14 protein-coding genes are annotated in these 19,026 nt (G+C 69.2%); 3 read left to right on the forward strand and 11 right to left on the reverse strand.

The features are described 5' to 3' along the window. Nucleotides 1-3: 3 nt before the first annotated feature. The 7 genes from ABD987_RS04040 to ABD987_RS04070 all read right to left on the reverse strand — a co-directional run bounded on the left by ABD987_RS04040 (nt 4) and on the right by ABD987_RS04070 (nt 5,935). On the reverse strand, nt 4-348 hold the full coding sequence (locus ABD987_RS04040; protein ID WP_345387038.1) for an RNA polymerase-binding protein RbpA: 345 nt from the start codon (nt 346-348) through the stop codon (nt 4-6). Nucleotides 349-413: 65 nt separating this feature from the next. Further along, a complete protein-coding gene (secG, locus tag ABD987_RS04045; protein ID WP_003071471.1) occupies nt 414-644 on the reverse strand; it encodes a preprotein translocase subunit SecG in 231 nt (76 codons plus the stop codon). 116 nt (nt 645-760) lie between these two features. After that, nucleotides 761-1,546, reverse strand: coding sequence for a triose-phosphate isomerase (gene tpiA / locus ABD987_RS04050; RefSeq protein WP_345387040.1), 786 nt, complete (start codon nt 1,544-1,546; stop codon nt 761-763). After that, on the reverse strand, nt 1,547-2,770 hold the full coding sequence (locus tag ABD987_RS04055; RefSeq protein ID WP_345387042.1) for a phosphoglycerate kinase: 1,224 nt from the start codon (nt 2,768-2,770) through the stop codon (nt 1,547-1,549). A gap of 4 nt (nt 2,771-2,774) precedes the next feature. Next, on the reverse strand, nt 2,775-3,776 hold the full coding sequence (gene gap / locus ABD987_RS04060) for a type I glyceraldehyde-3-phosphate dehydrogenase (RefSeq protein ID WP_345387044.1): 1,002 nt from the start codon (nt 3,774-3,776) through the stop codon (nt 2,775-2,777). 183 nt (nt 3,777-3,959) lie between these two features. After that, nucleotides 3,960-5,156, reverse strand: coding sequence for a winged helix DNA-binding domain-containing protein (locus tag ABD987_RS04065; RefSeq protein WP_345387046.1), 1,197 nt, complete (start codon nt 5,154-5,156; stop codon nt 3,960-3,962). Nucleotides 5,157-5,200: 44 nt separating this feature from the next. Continuing rightward, nucleotides 5,201-5,935, reverse strand: coding sequence for a sulfotransferase family protein (locus ABD987_RS04070; protein WP_345387048.1), 735 nt, complete (start codon nt 5,933-5,935; stop codon nt 5,201-5,203). A gap of 613 nt (nt 5,936-6,548) precedes the next feature. On the opposite strand from ABD987_RS04070, the gene ABD987_RS04075 reads away from it, so the two are divergent. The 3 genes from ABD987_RS04075 to ABD987_RS04085 are packed head-to-tail and all read left to right on the forward strand — an operon-like array spanning nt 6,549 to nt 10,445. Further along, nucleotides 6,549-8,180 carry a hypothetical protein gene (locus ABD987_RS04075; RefSeq protein WP_345387050.1) on the forward strand — a complete coding sequence of 544 codons (1,632 nt, stop codon included), beginning with the start codon at nt 6,549-6,551 and terminating at the stop codon, nt 8,178-8,180. 9 nt (nt 8,181-8,189) lie between these two features. Beyond that, nucleotides 8,190-9,761, forward strand: coding sequence for an ABC transporter substrate-binding protein (locus ABD987_RS04080; RefSeq protein WP_345387052.1), 1,572 nt, complete (start codon nt 8,190-8,192; stop codon nt 9,759-9,761). Between the two features lie 39 nt (nt 9,762-9,800). Continuing rightward, nucleotides 9,801-10,445 carry a LysE family translocator gene (locus ABD987_RS04085; protein WP_345387054.1) on the forward strand — a complete coding sequence of 215 codons (645 nt, stop codon included), beginning with the start codon at nt 9,801-9,803 and terminating at the stop codon, nt 10,443-10,445. Nucleotides 10,446-10,542: 97 nt separating this feature from the next. Here the strand turns inward: ABD987_RS04085 and ABD987_RS04090 are convergent, their stop codons facing one another. The 4 genes from ABD987_RS04090 to ABD987_RS04105 all read right to left on the reverse strand — a co-directional run bounded on the left by ABD987_RS04090 (nt 10,543) and on the right by ABD987_RS04105 (nt 19,011). Continuing rightward, entirely contained in the window at nt 10,543-10,827 is a 285-nt protein-coding gene (locus ABD987_RS04090; protein ID WP_345387056.1) for a hypothetical protein, read from the reverse strand. A gap of 62 nt (nt 10,828-10,889) precedes the next feature. Then, nucleotides 10,890-13,055, reverse strand: a complete 2,166-nt coding sequence (locus ABD987_RS04095) for a phage holin family protein (protein WP_345387058.1) — start codon at nt 13,053-13,055, stop codon at nt 10,890-10,892. A gap of 381 nt (nt 13,056-13,436) precedes the next feature. Continuing rightward, the gene (locus ABD987_RS04100) at nt 13,437-14,537 is read right to left on the reverse strand and encodes an LLM class flavin-dependent oxidoreductase (RefSeq protein ID WP_345387060.1); all 1,101 of its coding nucleotides are present in this window, start codon (nt 14,535-14,537) and stop codon (nt 13,437-13,439) included. 13 nt (nt 14,538-14,550) lie between these two features. Then, nucleotides 14,551-19,011, reverse strand: coding sequence for a coiled-coil domain-containing protein (locus tag ABD987_RS04105; RefSeq protein ID WP_345387062.1), 4,461 nt, complete (start codon nt 19,009-19,011; stop codon nt 14,551-14,553). Nucleotides 19,012-19,026: the final 15 nt, after the last annotated feature.

A 19,026-nucleotide genomic window follows, 5' to 3' on the forward strand; every position in this document is an offset into this window, starting at 1 on the left:
ACCTCAGATGAGCTCCCGGCGCTGGCGCAACCGCTCCAGCGCCTCGGCGAGGATGGCCTCGCCGTCGGCGTCGCTGCGCCGTTCCTTCACGTACGCCAGATGGGTCTTGTAGGGCTCGGTCCGGGGCGCCGCGGGCGGGTTCTTCTCGTCCTGCCCGCCGGGCAGACCGCACCGGGGACAGTCCCACTCGTCGGGAATCTCGGCGTCCATCGAGAAGGACGGCCGGGCCTCGTGCCCGTTGGCGCACCAGTAGGAAATCCGCCGGCGAGGCGCCGATTCGCCCCGCTCCGATTCGCCCGAAGGTCCAGCACCCACCCGGGTGCCCCGAATCGCATTACCGCCAACCATGAATCCTCACACCTAGGAGTCGGCGGCGCGCCCCCCACGGGCACGCCGAATCACTCGGGCCTGGATCAGACCTTGAGCAGCAGGCCGAGGCCCACGATGCTGATCAGCCACACGGCCCCGAGCAGCAGGGTGATGCGGTCGAGGTTCTTCTCGGCCACGCTCGAGCCCGCCAGGCTGGACTGCATACCGCCACCGAACAGCGACGACAGACCGCCACCCCGGCCGCGGTGCAGCAGCACGGCCACGACCAGCAGCACGCTGGAGACGATCAACAGAATTTGCAGGAACAGCTTCATGTCATCCTCTGTGCTCATCGGAGAATGCAGGGGTACGGCGTATGTTTCACCGTACCCCTGGACTCGTCCACTGCTGTGACGGACCGGATACACAGGTTACCCGGTCGTGGCCACGATCAGGGCAGCGGCCCGCCCGCGGCCAGTGCGCAGAGTTTGGTGAACTCCTCGCCGTCCAGGCTCGCGCCACCGACGAGTGCGCCGTCGACGTTCTCGCAGGCCACGAGGTCACCGACGTTGTTCGCCTTCGCCGAGCCGCCGTAGAGCACCCGGACACCGCCCGCGATCTCGTCGCCGTACTTCTCCCGCAGCGTCTCGCGGATGGCCTTGCAGACCTCCTCCGCGTCCGCGGGGGTGGCGACCTTGCCGGTGCCGATCGCCCAGACCGGCTCGTACGCGACGACCACGTTCGCGACCTGCTCGGTCTTGAGGCCCTTGAGCCCCTCGATCAGCTGCGTGGTGGTGTGCTGGATGTGCTCGCCGGCCTCGCGGACCTCGAGCTTCTCCCCCACGCAGAGGATCGGCGTGATCCCGTGCTTGAGCGCGGCCCTGACCTTCTTGTTCACCAGCTCGTCGGTCTCGGCGTGGTATTCGCGCCGTTCCGAGTGCCCGACCACGACGTAGCTGCAGCCGAGCTTGGCCAGCATCGCCCCCGACACGTCCCCGGTGTAGGCACCGGACTCGTGCGGCGACACGTCCTGCGCGCCGTAGGTGAGCGACAGCTTCTCGCCGTCGGTCAGCGTCTGCACGCTGCGGATGTCGGTGAACGGCGGAAGGACCGTGACGTCGACCTTCGCGTAGTACTTCTCCGGCAGCGCGAAGGCGATCTTCTGCACCAGGGCGATGGCCTCGAGGTGGTTCAGATTCATCTTCCAGTTGCCGGCGATGAGGACCTTGCGTGCCACTTAGCTCTGCCCCTCCGAGTAAGACACAGCGACGACCCCGGGCAATGTCTTGCCCTCGAGGTATTCCAGCGACGCGCCGCCACCGGTCGAGATGTGCGAGAACCCGTCCTCGGGCAGGCCCAGCTGCCGCACGGCCGCGGCGGAGTCGCCGCCGCCGACCACGGTGAAGCCCTCGCTCGCGACCAGCGCCTCGGCGACGGCACGGGTGCCGCCGGCGAACGCCGCGAACTCGAACACGCCCATCGGGCCGTTCCAGAACACCGTCGCCGCGTCGGCGAGCTTGCTCGCGAACAGCTCACCGCTGCGCGGGCCGATGTCCAGGCCCATCCGGTCGGCCGGGATGGCGGTGACGTCGACGACCGCGTGCTCCGCGTCGGCGGCGAACCCGGCGGCCGCGAGCACGTCGACCGGCAGCACCAGTTCGACGCCGCGCTTCTCCGCCTCGGCGATGAAGCCCTTGACCTGGTCGAGCTGGTCCTCCTGCAGCAGCGACGTGCCGACCTCGTGGCCCTGGGCCTTGAGGAAGGTGTACGCCATGCCGCCGCCGATGAGCAGCCGGTCGACCTTGGTCAGCAGGTTCGCGATGACACCGAGCTTGTCGGACACCTTCGACCCGCCGAGCGCGACCACGTACGGGCGCCGGACGTCGTCGGTGAGCTTCTTCAGCACGTCCAGCTCGGCCAGCACGAGGCCGCCCGCGTAGGCCGGGAGCACCGAGGCGATCTCGTAGACCGAGGCCTGCTTGCGGTGCACCACACCGAATCCGTCGGAGACGAACGCGCCGCCCGGGACGAGCGCGGCCAGCTCCGCGGCCAGCTCGGACCGGTCGACCGCGTCCTTGCTGGTCTCGCGCGCGTCGAAACGCACGTTCTCCAGCAGCGCGACCTGGCCGTCCGCCAGCCCGGCGGTGAGCGCCTTCGCCGACTCGCCGACGAGGTCACCGGCGAGCGGGACCTCGGCGCCGAGCAGCTCGCCCAGCCGCTCGGCGACCGGCGCGAGCGAGAACTTCGGGTCCGGCTCGCCCTTCGGGCGGCCGAGGTGGGCGGTGACGACCACCTTCGCACCGGCGTCCGACAGCTTCTTCAGCGTCGGGAGCGCGGCGCGGACACGGCCGTCGTCGGTGATGGCCGACCCGTCGAGCGGGACGTTCAGGTCGCTGCGCACCAGCACGTAGCGGCCCCGAACGTCCTCGCCCAGCAGGTCGTCGAGGTTCTTGACGGTCATCGGGTCAGAGCTTCGAACCGACGAGCTTGATCAGGTCGGCGAGGCGGTTGGAGTAGCCCCACTCGTTGTCGTACCAGCCGACGACCTTGACCTGGTTGCCGATGACCTTGGTCAGCGGCGAGTCGTAGATGCAGGACGCCGGGTCGGTGACGATGTCCGCCGAGACGATCGGGTCGACCGAGTAACGCAGGATGCCGGAGAGGGGGCCCTCGGCGGCGGCCTTGTAGGCCTCGTTGATCTCCTCGACGGTGGCCGACTTCTTCAGGGTCACGGTGAGGTCGGTGGCCGAGCCGGTCGGGACCGGGACGCGCAGCGCGTAGCCGTCCAGCTTGCCGAGCAGTTCCGGCAGCACCAGGCCGATGGCCTTCGCGGCGCCGGTCGAGGCGGGCACCACGTTCAGCGCGGCGGCACGGGCGCGGCGCAGGTCCTTGTGCGGGCCGTCCTGCAGGTTCTGGTCCTGCGTGTACGCGTGGATCGTGGTCATCAGGCCCTGCTCGATGCCGAAGGCGTCGTTGAGGACCTTGGCCAGCGGGCCGAGGCAGTTGGTGGTGCAGGAGGCGTTGGAGATGATGGTCTGCGAGCCGTCGTACTTGTCGTCGTTGACGCCGAGGACGACGGTCAGGTCCTCGCCCTTGGCGGGCGCGGAGATGATGACCTTCTTCGCGCCACCGGCGATGTGCGCCTTGGCGGCGTCGGCGTTGGTGAAGAAGCCGGTCGACTCGACGACGACGTCCACGCCGAGGTCGCCCCAGGGCAGGTTGGCCGGGTCCCGCTCGGCGAGCGCCTTGATGGTCTTGCCGCCGACGACGATGCCCTCGTCACTGACGGTGACCTCTTCGGGGTACCGGCCGAGGATGGAGTCGTACTTCAGCAGGTGGGCCATCGTCGCGACGTCGCCGAGGTCGTTGAACGCGACCACCTCGATGTCGTGACCGCTCGCCTGCACGGCGCGGAAGAAGTTGCGGCCGATCCGGCCGAAGCCGTTGACACCTACGCGAACGGTCACTGCTGCCACTCCTTTGAGACTCGACCGGGGCCACCCCGGAAGATTTGCGGGCTCGGGCGCCACCCTAGCGTGCTGGCCTGGGCTTCTTTCGACGCCCCAACGAGACTTCCACCACTCGCGGGACGGGTCAAGAATCGATCCAGAAGGGGTGAGTGGTCCGCCGTGGTCCGGTCCCCCGCCGCCTCAGCCCGCGAGTTCCCGTTCGAGCGGGGTGCGGAACCGGGGCACCACCCGGACCACACCGAACCACCCGGAAAGCCGGTCCGCCTCGGCCTCGGCGGCGGCCTTCGCCTCCGCGCCGACGTCCTCCAGCAGCCCGATCCGGACCTCACCGTCCGTACGCTGCGCCCACGCGCCGACCACGCGGCCGTCGCACCAGACCGTCGGCCCGATGTTGCCGCTGCGGTCGAACAGCGCGGCCCGGTGCTCCCCCACGTACCAGTCGCGCGCGGCCCAGCCCATGGGCGTCGGGTCGAGGGCGGGCAGCAGCGCCACCCACGGCCCCGGCGCGGGAACGGGTTCGAGGTCGTCCGCGAGCGCCAGCCCGGTGCCCGAAGGGACACCTTCGAGGTCGACCTCCACGGTGTCGAGCGCGGCGAGGGCCTGTTTCACCTGGCCGGCCGTCCAGCCTGTCCACCAGCGCAGGTCTTCGGCGGGCGCCGGCCCGTACGCGTGAAGCCAGCGCCGCGCGAGTTCGGCGCGGGCCGCCGGTGCCTCCCAGTCCGCGAGACCGGCGGGGAGCCAGGTGTCGAACGTGGCCCAGTGGTACTGGGTGCTGACCCAGCTCCCCCTCGGCCGCCCGCGCACGATCCGGCCGTCCACGCCGAGCTGGGTGAGCACGCGGCTGGTGATGGCGCCGATCGCCTCGTACGGCTTGCCCTTCGCCATGATCAGCCGCTGCCGCAGCCGGGGCTCGGCCTCGGCGAGTTCCTGCGCGGGGGCCTGGCCGCGCGCGGCGAGGGCCGCCACGGTGGCCCGCTCGACCTCGGCGAGCCAGCGGTCGGCGTCCGGGACGTTCTCCGGATGCCCCTGTTCGGCGAGGTGCTTGACCAGCCGTTTGCGTTGCTGGGCCGCCACCGCGGGCGCGCAGCCCGCCTGGATCAGCGCCGCGACCTCCAGCCCCGCGACGAACATCGTGCGCCGCATGCCGAGCAGCCGCAGCAGCACACGGTCGGTGTACAACGCGCGCTCGAGGTCCTCGACCGCGGTGTCCTTCCCGGCCAGCCGGGCGCGCGCGGCGAGGTACACCGTCGCGGGATCGGTGGCGTGCAGCGCGAGGACGCCACCGGCTGCCTCCTCGGCGGTGGCCGCCGGGACGGCGAGGTGGTGGCGCACGGCGAGCCGGGCCCGGCGCTGGGTGAGATCGAACTTCCGCGTCACCTCCCCTTCCTAGCAGCGGGCACCGACAAGAACCGGCACGCGCGCTAGGCCCGGCCGTCCACGGGGTACCCCCACGCGCGGGAGAACGGCTCCAGCTCCGGCGTCGGGCCGTGCTCGGGGAAGGGGCGCCGGACCCGCTGGATCACCCCGGACCTGAGCTCGTCGGTCAGGTCCCCGACGTCCTCGGCCACCCCGACGTGCTCACGCGAGCCGTAGTCGAGCATCCGCGAATCCCATGGCACGCCGAGGAAATCGCACAGCTCGCGCACCACGCGCACCGGGTCGCCGGTCAGCTCCTCGTAGCGGACACGGAAGCCGCCGAGGTTCTCCCGCGCCTCCTGCATCGCACGCAGGTACTCGACGATCCGGCCGAGGTGGCCATCCATCCGGACCTTCGCCCGGTACGACCGCAGGATCTGCTCGGGGTGCCTGATCAGCAGCACGAACTTCGCCTTCGGCCACGCCTCGGCGATCCGCCGCCACTGGAAGACGTTCGACGGGGTCTTGTCCACGAACACCGACTTGCCGCTGCCCGCCAGCAGCCGCTGCATCACCGCGTCCCACAGCAGGTTTTCCAGATCACGCGTACTCACCCCGAGCACTTCGAGCGAGCGAAGCGCCAGCCGATGCGCGGGCTCGACCCGGAAGTCGGCCAGGTGCAGCTCGTGCGGCGCGTGGATCCACGGATGGCTGTCGAGCACGCAGCGCAGCAACGTCGAACCGGTGCGCGGCGGGGAGAGCAGGAAGACCGGCGATGCCGTGACAGGCTGGAAGTTCACCCGGCGACCACACCACTGCCCGCGACGCGGCGAGCGATGACGTGCCCGTTCGGCTCTTCTCTTTGCCCACCGAGGAAACGGATTTCGGGGACCGGTCCCGGAGAAAGGGCTTAGCCTGGCGCGATGTACCAGACGCGGACGGAAAAGGATCTTCCCACGAAAGCGGGAATCGATTCCCCTCGATGGCCGCACGGGGGTAGCCGACCGTGACGATCTTTGCCGCCGTTCGAGTGGTCGTCCGGGTCCGCACCGCCACTTACCCACCGAAACGGAACTGGGTACCCGTCACATCGACTAGAACTACACCGTGATCCAGGGCGGGGAAACTCTCGGGCACCGGCGGGCGATGCAGCTCGTCCGCCGGTACATGGAGCGTGAACAACAACGCCGGTCCACACAGAGCCTGAGACACCCGGTACTGGTCATCGAAGGGGCGCGCGGATGCGGTAAGACGGCATTCGCCGACGCGCTCGGGCGGCGCCTCGGAGAGCGCATTCCGCACGCCAGGATCGATTTCGAACGGTCTCGCAGCGCGAGTGTTCCGACAGTGCTTTCTTCGATCGCCTTTCAGCTGGGAAAAAAGTGCGATCGGTATGGATCACTACGATTTCCGTTGCTCACGATCGGCAGACTGGCTGTCCGGGCCGACCTGCCGGACGACCGGCAGGAGGCTCGCGAGACGCTCCGCAAGCTGCTCGCCTCGCCGATCAACCTGGACGCGATGCGCGCGATCCTGTGGGAGGCCTCCGACGGGCTCGCCCCGGAACTCGTGTCCGGCCCGATCGCCGACATCGTGCGCGCCATAGCGCGCGTGGGGATCAACGCGGCGCTGCGGATGATGGTCCGCCGCGCGAAGTCGCTGTCCCTCGCCTGGTACGGCCACCGCGACCGCGACCTCCATCCCGACCCGCTCGACGTGCTGATCGACCTCAACGGCTGGGCCGAGGCCGGGCTGACGCGTCAGGTCGACCAGCTGCTCTGGGAGGCGTTCCTGGCGGACCTTCGGGAAGCCTTCCGGTCCTCGCGGCACGCGTCGGAGATGACGCTGAACTGCATGGCCGTGCTCGACGACTGCGACACCCCGCTGGGGCAGGAATTCGTCGCCGGCCTGGTGGACGCGCGCAAGGACCGGCTCGCGCTCGGGCTGGACCCGGCCGATCCGCTCACCGTAGTCGCGACCAGCCGGGGCGTCCTGCTGACCGGTATGCCCGCCGCGGAAGTGACCGAATCCGACGGCCCTGACGACGAGCGCGCATCGGCGGGCAGCGCCTACGAGCCTCATTGGTGGACCCGGCACGTCCTGCCCGAGCTGAGCGAACGCGAGACCGGCGTCATGGTGTCGGCGCGCGCGCCGGTCCAGGGCGGCGACGTCCCGCTGATCGAACACCACCAGCTGACGCCGATGGTGTACGGCTTCACCGGCGGCCATCCGGCGGCGACCGCGCTGCTGGTCGAGGCGATCCACGAACGCCCGCTCGAACACGGGGACACCCTGCTGACGCTGCTCGACCGCGCGGAACCCGGCCGCGACCCGGATCGCCCACTGCTGGCGGACAGCCTGCGGAAGCAGTTGCTCGGCGATTTCCCCGCGTACAACTACGAGGACCTGGTCACCTGTGCGGCGGCCAGAACGAAACAGCACGCCAGCCTGCTGGCCGCGCGAGGGGAGCTGCTCGTCGGGGGCATCAACAGCTACCGCGAGATCGCCCCCGTGCTGTGGCCCGCCTCCGGCGGCGCCGGACCGGCCGTCCTGCGGCGGCTGCTGTTGCGCCAGCTCGCCGCGCGTGACGACGACGAGGTGGCGAGCTGGGCCTCGGTCGTCGACTGGTTCCGGGCGCGGTGCGCGCAGGAGGGCGATGACGAGGGCGTCCTGCACTACGCGATGGCCGCCGGGGACCTCGCGACCGTCTCCGAGGGCCTGCGGCAACGGCTGGCCACCGACGAGCCACACGACTGGGTCGCCCTGCTCCGGTCGGTGACCTCGGTACCCCGGCGCCCGAACGGCACTGGGCTGGCCCCGATGGACGAGCTGCACGCCGCGATCGACAAGTGGTCACAGCGGCTGACCAGGCTGATAGTCGCCCGGTGGATCGCCTTCGACCCGCTCGTGTCCGACCGGCGCCGCGCGCTGCACCGGCTGATCGCGACCGACTACGACTTCGTCGCCGGGCTCGCGCAGGGCAATCCGGAGCCGCTGCTGGACGAGGCCGACTACCACCGTAAACAAGCCGAGCTGTGGAGCTGAGGAGGGACCGTGCCCGAGGACCACGATCTGTTCGGTCCGGAAGACGGCGAGATCGTGCCACCGGCGCCGCCGGGTCCGCTGCCCCGGATCAGGATCTGGGTACGCGACCACGTCCGCCTGGTCTCGCTGGTGACGGTGGTGATCGTGGCCGCCGGGGCGCTGACCGCCGTCTTCTGGCCGGACAACGCCTGCGGGGGCGGGGACTCCGGGGTGCGGAAGCTGGACGGGGAATGCGTCGGCGTCACCGACGGCACGTACGTCTTCCACGACTCCTACACCGACGTCCAGGCCAAGATCGCCGCGGAGAACGCCTCGGTCGCCGGTTCCGGGCGCACGGTGACGATCGCGGTGCTGGATCCCCTGACGGTCAACGACACCTCGGCCGTGACGCTCGACCAGATCCGGACCGAGCTGGAAGGCGCGTACACCGCGCAGTACCGGATCAACCACACCGCGGCCGTCGGCGACCAGCGCCCGCTGGTGAAACTGGCGCTGGCCAACTGGGGCAGCCACGAACTGCACTGGCAGACCGTGGTCGAGCAGCTGGAAGGCATGGTGCACGACCCGGACCCGCTGGTGGCCGTCGTCGGCCTGCGGCTGTCCACGGTGCAGACCGAGCAGGCGGCCAAACACCTGGCGCAGCACGACATCCCGATGGTCAGCTCGATCGCCACCGCCGACCAGCTCAACTACGGCGCCATCCGCGGTTTCCTGCGCGCCTCGCCCGCGAACGCCGAGTACGTCACCGCGCTGCAGGGATATCTGCGGCATCATCCCGGCCTCGACTCGGCGATGCTGGTCTACGACGCCAACTCCGACATCAACAACGACCCGGGCACGGCCTCCGGCGCGGACCTGTTCACCCGGTCGCTGCGCGACGACGTCAACCGCGCCTTCGCGCCGCTGCTCAAGTACCCGGCGCAGAACTTCGTCGGGCTGTCCGGCCCGACCGGGGCGGCCCCCGACCTGTTCACCAACATCACCACGAACATCTGCGCGGTGAAACCGAAGGTGGTGTTCTACGCCGGGCGCGTCGTCGACTTCACCGGCTTCCTGCAGTCGCTGCACAACCGCGTCTGCCCGAACTCCCCGTTGACCGCCGTCGTTTCCGGCGCCGACTTCGGTTCCCTCCAGCTCCGCACGAAGGAGGCCGAGCTGCGGGAGAAGAACATCAGCGTCGTCTACGCGACCGAGGCCGATCCGCGGGGCTGGCTGCAGGGCGCGACCGGGACTCCCCCGTTCTTCAAGGAGTTCCACGACCAGTTCGGCAGGCTCGGGTTCCCCGCGGCCGACCTCGACGACGGCGGTGCCATCTCCGTGCACGACTCGCTGCTCATCGCGGCGAAGGCGGCGCGGCTGTCCACTCGCTCGCATCCCGGCCACGCCGTGCCGAGCCACAGCGACGTGCTCAACCAGATGCTGAACCTGAACAGCCTGGACGAGGTCCCCGGCGCGTCCGGTCAGCTGAGCTTCAGCTTCCGCGGCGCGGAAAGCGGCAACCCCGGCAACAAGCCGATCCCGGTGATCGAGGTGCCCTCCGCGGCGGCGGCGCAGACCGCCGAGGTCTACCACACGAAGTAATCGGTGGAGCGGCGCCGGGACGGCGGTTAGGGTCGGCCCATGGTGTCGACGGGTCACTTCTGGGCGTTCGCGGCGCTCACCTTCCTGATGATCATCGTGCCCGGTCCGAGCGTGCTGTTCACCATCAGCCGCGCGCTGACGGTCGGGCGGCGCGACGCGCTGCTGACCGTGGCCGGGAACGCGGCGGGCGTGTACACCCAGGTGATCGCCGTGGCCTTCGGCCTCGGCGCGATCGTGACCACCTCCGCGACCGTGTTCACCGCGATCAAGCTGTGCGGCGCCGGTTACCTCTGCTATCTCGGCGTGCAGGCCTTCCGGCACCGCCGCAGGCTCGCCGACGCCTTCGCCGCCGAGGTCAGCGTGACGACCGGCCGCACCCTGACCGTGCTGCGCGACGGTTTCGTGGTCGGCTTCGCGAACCCGAAGTCGATCGTGTTCCTGGCCGCGATCCTCCCCCAGTTCGTCGACGCCCACGCCGGGCCGGTGCCGCCGCAGATGCTGCTGCTGGGCGTCTGCCTGCCGGTGATCGCGCTCGTCTGCGACAGCGGGTGGGCGCTCGTCGCGGGCACGGCACGCGGCTGGTTCGCGCGGTCGCCCCGGCGGCTGCGCATGGTCGGGGGCACCGGCGGGCTGGTGATGATCGGCCTCGGCACGACGCTCGCGTTCACCGGCCGCAAGGACTGATCCTCGGGTCACGCCGCGTCGCATGCCTCGCGACGCAAGCGGAGGTCGCGCGGTCCCCCCGCCGAGAAAGGCACCTCTCTCGCACGCACCTCAGTGATCAGGATGAAGCCGCGGCCTCGTCATCTGCCGCGTCCAGTGGCGTCCTCGCCAGATCGTCCATGGCTTGCCGGTAGATGAGCGGCACTTTGCCCAACACACTGTAGAAATCAGCCTTTGACAGATCAGGACCTGGAATCTCGGAAGCCCAGTCGTTGTTGTTCAGCTCATAAGCCCGCTCAGGACGAGATTTACCAACACCAAGAAAGGAAAGAAAGTTGCGAACGGAGCTCGGATTACGAGATTTCACGCCGCCTGCATCGTGCATCAGATCTTCGGTTGCCATCACCGTTCCTCCTCCCCCTCCACCCGAGGCCGACAAAGAACCTTCGGACTCTACCATTCGTGTCATGACATGTCACCCTCTACAGTTGAATATTCAAACTCTTCGGGCCTGCGGTTGCCAAGGTAGGCGAAGTACGCAAACCTCATGACATAGGTGCAGAACACGATGCTCGCATTGAGCAACGCCGCGAGCATGAGCAACAACCAAGGCCAACTCGTGACTCCCAGCAACGCCCAGCCTTCCGGCAGCCGGGGCCACGCATACTGAACGATATCGCCGCGCACCACGATGCCACCCGAATCGACCTCTGGTTTGCTGAGTGCCTTGTAAACCATAAACAGCGCACTCGAAGAGACTGATACCACGGCCGTTCCGATCAGACTCAACCGCGCCGCCAGTGTACTGTCGAACAAACCGCGGCTCGGACTGTCCGCGCCCACGAGCGTCGCCGCTACTGCCGGAAAAGCCAGCAAAATAGCGGGGGCATCCGTCCCGATGTCGGCCTTTCGCGACAAGACGACCCCGACCGCCCAAACCAGGAGGAACGCAGCGATAGCCGCGACCGCCGCCCGAAACACCGAACCCGGCGGAATCTCATAAAAAGAGAACTTGATCGACGGCGCCTCCCGAAAACTCTGCAGCTGCGGGGATTCCGGGAAGAAACGCGCATAGAAGTGTCCGTAGGACTGGCCAAGCCTTTTCCGGAATCTGATATATGCCGGAGTAGGTGAGCCTTCACGAATACTTTGCAATGTTTCCTTTGACGCTGACAGCTTCTGGCGACCAAGGTACAGATGATCAGGGCAATTGGCGCGCACATGATAGCTCTGACAGGTGGCGGCATTCTTTAGACCGACGACCAACTGCAACGGCTTGGCTCCCAGCGCGCTCGATATCCAATTTCGCCGCCTCCGCAACGCCTCGGTTGGTATCATCGTCTGCTCGTACTTCACAATGAATCGACCGGTACGGTCCGGCCGCGTAGCCACCACGACCAAGTAGTGACCATGCAACACCCTGGCCAGCCCCGCAGCAACAGTTCCCGCAGTACGCGCCCCCTTTCCTGCAAACTTAACCAATTCGAGTAGCTCTACCCAGGCAGCCTTCTCCCCGCTGACAGGTACGATTCCATCACAGTTCCTCCGTTGCGCTATCTCGCACAACGCCGCCAATTCTGCTTTTTTCGCCCTCTGCGTGGCGAGGCCGGTCGCAAGCAAAAGGCGTAACGTGCCGGCCACCAGCTTCAGATACTCTCGATAGGAAAGGACAAACAATGGCTTTCCGTCGGCATCGTACGCATCGAAGTTATCCTGAAGCTTCCCCTTTTCGGCAAGAAGAATCGGAAAGTAGACAACCTCAAGCTCAGCCGGAAGAGTTGTCCGCGACGGGGACAAGCCAGAGCAACCCCCATCACGCAGGGCCTGATCCCGTGACGCCCCCGCACACAAAGTGGACAGCGGCAACTGCACCTCGATGGACACTTTTTGCCTCACCGTGGCACCATTAGGCGTGTAGGTTTCAACTATTCTCTCACGCACATCCGACGGCCGAAGCACGGAAATCGCAAAAACTTCCGCCTGCATCGCGTTTATCAGCTCGTCCACACCCGCGTCGCGCTGCAACTTACGGGCGGCGCGCACCGGAACAAGGTGCACGTGCGAGTGCCTATGCTCTCTACTGGTCCTGCTCCTACGCACCGCACGAAGACATCGGCCGACCAGCGCGACACCGCCTGCCAACATGACCAACTTGCCCAGCGCTGTGACCAGAACCGCCCAGGCTGGATCGAGATGCAGGTAAACCGAAAAATTGGGCGCAAGCAGCCCCGCGAAAACCAACATCGAGCCAATAAGGCCGAAAAGTACAGCACCGACGCCTACACCCAGGCCTCTCGCTCCGCGTGCGTTGCCGCGCCCACCCTTCCGGGAAGGATCGTTCAAACAGCTTTCCAGCTCCCCCCTCAGAGAGTTAGTGGCTCTTATTTGAAGATAGATGGTCTCTTCAAGAGAATCCCGAACAGAATCGTTGTACGGCTGCTCCCTGAACTTCCGAACCGCGTGCGCGCGCCCAGCCCCGGAAAGATGACGATCCACGATATCGGCCACCTGGAACGCGTTGCGCTCACGACCGCTCAGATGCGGAGAATCACGGGAAATCCCCGAGTTCACACAGTATCGCGCATCCACCATCGCCCGTACGGCAACGGCAGCCAACTCCGCTGAATCCATCGCTCACCCCTCCCCACCCGGGACCATCACGCCTCGGCCACACGCAACGGGCCAAGTGCCGCATGCCACAGGATCATCATCGTTGATACCGGTAGTCGCCCGTACCGGAAGTGCCGTTACGCAGCCGCGTCGCACACGCCGATCGTTATGATCCAGCGTCTCAAAATCCACGGAATCAACTTTCGAAAATTCTCCAGAAGGTGGTAAAAACGTTCACCTTTGACGTCGAGCGGACAACTTTCTTCGCGACAGATACGTCATGCGGCGTGTAGCGAACGTTCCGGTACGAGAACGGCCGCTGGGCGCGGGCGCACCACCACGGCAGCATCAACGACGCCGGCGCGCTCACCGGCTACCAGGCGGCTGTCCGCGGATGAGCCGTCATCCCGCCCCGCCGTCTGTTCCCGAGAAAATTCCCTTGTGCGCCAAGCGTTCCCGCACGAGCGGCAGGACGTCGGCGCAGAGCGCGGCGAGGTCGGGCAGGTAGTCGGGGAAGGTGAACTGGACGCTGTCGACGTCGTGGTCCGCCACCTCGGCCACGATCCGCTCCGCCACCGTCTCCGCGCCGCCGACGACCGTCGTCCCGGTGCCGAAGCCGACGGTGTCGGGTGACCGCAGAAAGTGCGTCCGGAACTCGTAGGAGGACCGGCCGCTGCGGGTGTATCCGGCGATGACGTTGTCGAGTGCCTCGGTGTCCAGGCCAGCCCGGAGCCGGTCGAACCGCGCCCGCGCGCGCTCGTCGTCGCGGTCCTGGACGACGAGCAGGTTGGTGACGACGCGGATGCGCCGCCCGGCCGCCGCGGCCAGCTCACGCACCTTCGCCACCGCGGGCGAGGGGTTGCCGACGAAGGAGTAGTCGGCCTGCCGCGCGGTGAACGCGAGCCCCTCGTCGGAGAGCCCAGCGCACACGATCGTCGGCCGCCGCGCGGGTTTCGGCAGCGAAACACAGTCGGTGAGGTGGAAGAAACGGCCGTCGAAGGTGACGCTGTCCTCGGCCCACAGCCGCTTCACGACCCGCAGCCATTCCTCGGCGTAGGCGTAGCGCGCGCCGTCGTAGCCCTCGGGCACCAGGCCCATCTGCAGGTACTCGTCGAGGGTGTTGCCGGTGACGACGTTGATCCCGAACCGGCCGTCGCTGCACTCGTCCGCCGTCGCGATCGTCTTCGCCGCCACCGCCGGATGCGTCAGCAGCGGGCTGACCGTCGCGAACAGCCGGATCCGCCCGGTCGACGCGGCGACCGCGGTCGCGAGCGTCACCGGCTCCAGCGACTGCTCCCAGAACCCGGTCGTCCCGCCGTAGCCGCGCCATTTTCCCATCCAGAAGAGGAAATCCAGGCCACCCTCCTCGGCCAGCCTGGCGATGTCGCGGTTGTGGGCGAAGCTCGGTTCGTACCGGGGCGCGTTCGTGGAGAAGACGAACCCGTTGCTCGCCACGGGCATGAACACCCCGAACTCGGCGCGCCTGCTTCCGGTGGTGTCCATCCGTCCCCCGTTCTCACGCCTCCTGAACGACCTCCTCATCCTGGTCCGGAACGGGCCGCGAGAACAAGCGGGTGGCGGACAGCCGGGCGACGCCGTCGGGATCGCCCAGGTCGTCGAGCGGGTTGCGGATCGTGGCGTCGACCGAGAGGTACTTGCGGCCCGCGCGCAGGTCGGCGTCGTTGCGCAGCCGCACGATCAGCGGGAACTCCGCCAGCGCGCCCGCGTCGAACAGCCCGGTCGTGTAGATCAGCTGCACGCCCAGCGCCTCGGCGACCGCGCGTTGCAGTTCCAGCAGGTACCCCGCCGACGCGCGGCCGATCGGGTTGTCCAGGAACAGCACGCCGGAGTGCCGGTTCCGCACCTTGCCCCGGTTGTTGGCGCGCAGCGCGGCGAGCGTGCAGTACAGGATGATCGCGGCGGTCAGCTGCTGGCCGCCGGAGAACACGTCGCGGATCTCCGAGACCCGCTGGCGTTCGGTCCGCAGCACCGAGTCCGGCTTGAGCATGTCGACCCGGAATCCCTTCGGCGCCGCGGCCCGCACTCCGCGCAGGACGAGGGAAAGCCCGTCACGCTTGACGTCGCGGCCGTCGGCGGTCTTGCCCGCCGCGGCCTCGTCGACCACCTCGCCGAGCTTCTCGGCGAGGTCGTTGTCCTCCAGTTCGGTGAACCGGATCCGCAGGAACTCCTGCCCCGACCAGTCGCCGAGCCCGTCCGGGAGCCGCGAGACGCGCTGGGCCGAGCGCAGTGTCCGCAGCGCGCCGTCGACCATGCCCTGCAACCGCGTGATGATCCCGCCGCGGTGCCGGTCGATCTGCGCGAGGTCGTCGGTGAGCGTGCGCAGCCGGGGCCGCAGCGCCTCGGCCCATTCGGCGGCGTGCGCGGGCAGCTGGTCGCGCTTGACCGAGATCACCTGCTGCCGCACCGGGGTACTGAGCTTCTCGAACCGTTTCTCCGTCGCGTACTGCGCCAGCTGGTCGGCCGCCGCGCGCACCCTGCGGTCCCCGGCGTCGGCGGACTCCTGCGCCTCGGTGAACGCGGTGTGCAGCTTGGCGTGCCGGGCCCGCGCGGAATCCACGTCGCCTTCGTAGGCCGGGACGTCGTCGCCTTCCGGGGCCAGATGCGCCATCGACTCCGCGAGCAGGGCGAACCCGGACGCCGACGCCTTCGCCGAGTCCAGCGTCGCCTCGGCCGCGGCCCGCCGCTCCTGCAGTTCCTCCCACTTCCGCGCGGCCGTGGAGACTTCGAGGCTCGCGGCGTCGATGAGTTCGAGACCGTGCTCGATGTCGCGCGGCCGCTCCCCCGCCGCGCCCGGCTGCGCCGGGAACTGCTCCAGTTCGGCCTTGCGAGTGGACACCAGCCCGATCGCCTCGGTGCGTTCGTCCTCCAGCGCCGCCACGACCCGTTTCGCGCGCGCCAACGCCGCCGCGCGGGCGGAGGAGTCCGAGCCGTCCGGGGTTTCCAGCAGTTCGGCGGCCCGCGCGCGGACGGCGTCGTCCAGCGCCTCGACCGCGGCGCCGGCCGCGGCTTCGGCGCTTTCCGCCTGGTCCAGCTCGGCCCGCAGATCGCTGCCGACCTCGACCTTCCCGTACGCCTCCGACGCCGAGGCGAACGTCCGCCGCAGCGCGTCCACGGGTTCCTCCGGCGCGGGGTCGTCCTCGGACACCTCGCCCGCGCCGGGGACCTCGGCGAGCTCGCCCTTCGCGGTGCTCACCGTGCGGCGGTGCCCGTCGGCGGTGCGCTGCTCCTCGGCGGCCTGCTCGCGCAGCCGGGCCGCCTTCCCGGCGGCCTCGGCCGCGGTTTCGTCGGCGCGCTCGGCGATCTCGGTGGCCCGCTCGACGTCCTCCGTCCACTCCGGAATCCGCGCGGTGCGGGTGGCGAGTTCGCCGAGCCTGCGTGCCTTCTCCTCGGCCTCGGCCAGCGCGGCGCGCAGCGCGGGGACCTTCTCGCGCAGGGACGCCGCTTTTTCCTTGAGCCGCGCCAGTTCCGCGTCGGCCTGTTCGAGCGCGGTCCGCGCGGTCTCCCGCGCGGCTCGGGCGGTCTGGGCCTGCTCGGCCAGTGTCGCGACGGCACCCGGCGGGTAGTCCTCACGCCACGTCGTGAGCTTCCACGACAACGCGCCATCCGTGGCGAGCGAGGACGCCAGCCGTTCCAGCCGCCGCTGGCGTTCGGCCTGCCTCAGCGCGATCGCCTCGCGCTCGGCGTCGGCGGCTTCCTCGTCGTACATCGCCGGGTTCGGCGGCACCAGGAACTCGACACCGGACGCCGCGGAAAGTCCTTCCGCGTACACGGTTTCCGTCGTGCCGACGGCGATGATCGCACTGGGCAGCAGCCTGCGGGCGGTGAGCACCTCACGGGCCCGCCCGACATGCGCGACGTCGTTGAGCAGCACCCCGGACACCAGCTGCGGCACGGTTTCCAGCACCTCGGCCCGGCGCGGAGTGTCCAAACGGGACAGATAACGCCAGCCGGACCACGCGGTGATCCCGGCTTCCTCCAGCGCGTCCAGCGCGGCCTGGACGTCCTCGGGCGGCGGTAGCAGCCCACCGGACCCGAGCGCGGCGAGCGCGCGCTCGTCGGCCGATTCCTCCATGCGCAGCGCGGTCTGTTCCTTCTCGACCGCCGCGCTCGCCTCGCGCAGCCGCTCCACCAGTACCGGGAAGTCGTTCTCCAGCACGATGTCCTCGGCGCCGAGCAGCTCGATCAGCCGCCCTTCGGCGGCGAGGGTGTCGGTGCGCCGGTGCGCGCGGTCCAGTTCCTCGGCCGCCCGCTCGAACCTGTCCTGTGTGGACCCGGCGAGCTGGTGCGCCTCGTTCACGGTCCGTTGCGCCGCTTGGAGTTCCTCGCCGACACGGTCCAGTTCGGACTCCCGCCGGGTGAACTCGGCGGACGCGCTCTCGGCCGCGGAACGCGCCGCGCGCGCAGCCTCGCCGACGTCGGCGCCCGCGGTCAGCAGGCCGCCGCGGACGGCCTCGGCGATCTCCTCGCGCAGTTCGGCGATCCGGGTGGTCAGGCCACGCGCCTCCGCCCGGCGGCCGGCGGCGAGGTTCGCGGCCTCGTCGCGTTCGGTCTGCGCCTTCTCCGCCTCGGCACGCAACGCGCCCGCGTGCGCCTCGGCCCGGTCCGCCTGCCGTTGCGCGTCCTTGACCAGCGCGAGCAGCCCGCGGGCGAGCGCGGCGGCGGCCGTGTTGCGGGCGACCAGCGCGGGCTGCGCCTTCTGTTCCCGGTTGCCGACCAGCTCGCGCAGGTCGCGGGCCTTGCGCGCGGCGCCGAGCTGGTTGAGCACGGTCGCCGTCTCGCGCCACGCCTCGGCGGCCGTCTTGGCCTCGGCCAGCTCGGCGTCGGCGCGCTCGCGTGCTTCCTGCGCCTCGTCCAGCCGCAGCGCCGCGACCTGGCGGCGCAGTTCAGTGACGGTCGAGGTCAGGCGCCGGTGGTCGCCCTCGGCGAGCTTCTCCGACGAGGCGATCTCGGCGACGTGCTCTTCGAGACCGCCCAGCCGCGCGTTCTCCAGCCCGTCGCGCGCGGCGACCCGACCGGCCAGTTCCCGCATCTCCGCCTTCGCGGCGGTCGCGATCCGCCGGGACGCCGCGGCGACACCCTCCTCTTCGGCGAGCGGGCCGAGCAGTTCCAGCGCCCCGGCGACGAAGTCGCGTTCGGCCATGAGATCGCCGCGCTGCGCGAGGTTGTGCGCGTAGGTGGCGACGACCTCGGCGAGGTCCTTCGGCTCGTCCTCGGACAGCACCGCGCGCAACAGGAACTCGACGAACGCCTCGTCGGTGGAGAACGCGAACGCGTCGGCCGCCTCGCCCTCGCCCGCGTTCATCGCGCGCTGGTAGCGGAACAGCTCGGTGTCCAGGCCGAGCCCGTCGAGCCTGCCGGTCCACTCGTGGTGCCGCCGCGTCCAGAACAGCTCCAGCTCGGGCTCGGCGGCGAAGACGTCGGTGAGCCTGCCGTGGAAGGCCGACATGGTGAGGTACCGGCCGTCCTCGATCAGCGGCAATGAATCGAGGCCGAGGCTGGGGGTCGGGCGGAAGCAGTACCAGGAGTCGACCAGGTTCTCCGAGTCCGCGGACACGACGTGCCCGCGCCATTCCGAGGCCTTGCCGGTGATGACGCGGTGTCCGGTCTCCACATGCAGCCATTCGAGGACGACGTGCGAAACGTCCTTGCCGCCGACGAACTTCTCCAGCACCTTGGTGTTCGTCGTGCCCACCACCTGGCGGCGGCCGGGCAGCATGACCGAGAAGATCAGCTTGATCAGCACGGACTTGCCGCCGCCGTTCTCCAGGAACAGCACGCTCGCCGGGGACGGGCGGCGCACCTCGCCTGCGCCCGCGTGGATCCCGGCGCTGAACAGCGCGTCCTGCTGGGGCGCGGTGATCTTCGCGCCGGCGTCGCTGAAGTCGAGCACCACGTCCTGGTAGCGGGCGCCCGCCGGCCCCACCGAATGCAGGCGTACCCGCGAAAGCTCGTACATCGGTTCCCCTCTTGG

The sequence above is a fragment of the Amycolatopsis samaneae genome (assembly GCF_039541975.1).
GTDB lineage: Bacteria > Actinomycetota > Actinomycetes > Mycobacteriales > Pseudonocardiaceae > Amycolatopsis > Amycolatopsis samaneae.

What these genes read in the sequence shown, in the direction of transcription:
- ABD987_RS04040 (WP_345387038.1), bottom strand. Translation starts at nt 348, where the DNA reads ATGGTTGGCGGTAATGCGATTCGGGGCACCCGGGTGGGTGCTGGACCT.
- secG (WP_003071471.1), bottom strand. Translation starts at nt 644, where the DNA reads ATGAAGCTGTTCCTGCAAATTCTGTTGATCGTCTCCAGCGTGCTGCTG.
- ABD987_RS04055 (WP_345387042.1), bottom strand. Translation starts at nt 2,770, where the DNA reads ATGACCGTCAAGAACCTCGACGACCTGCTGGGCGAGGACGTTCGGGGC.
- ABD987_RS04085 (WP_345387054.1), top strand. Translation starts at nt 9,801, where the DNA reads ATGGTGTCGACGGGTCACTTCTGGGCGTTCGCGGCGCTCACCTTCCTG.
- ABD987_RS04090 (WP_345387056.1), bottom strand. Translation starts at nt 10,827, where the DNA reads ATGGCAACCGAAGATCTGATGCACGATGCAGGCGGCGTGAAATCTCGT.
- ABD987_RS04095 (WP_345387058.1), bottom strand. Translation starts at nt 13,055, where the DNA reads ATGGATTCAGCGGAGTTGGCTGCCGTTGCCGTACGGGCGATGGTGGAT.
- ABD987_RS04100 (WP_345387060.1), bottom strand. Translation starts at nt 14,537, where the DNA reads ATGGACACCACCGGAAGCAGGCGCGCCGAGTTCGGGGTGTTCATGCCC.
- ABD987_RS04105 (WP_345387062.1), bottom strand. Translation starts at nt 19,011, where the DNA reads ATGTACGAGCTTTCGCGGGTACGCCTGCATTCGGTGGGGCCGGCGGGC.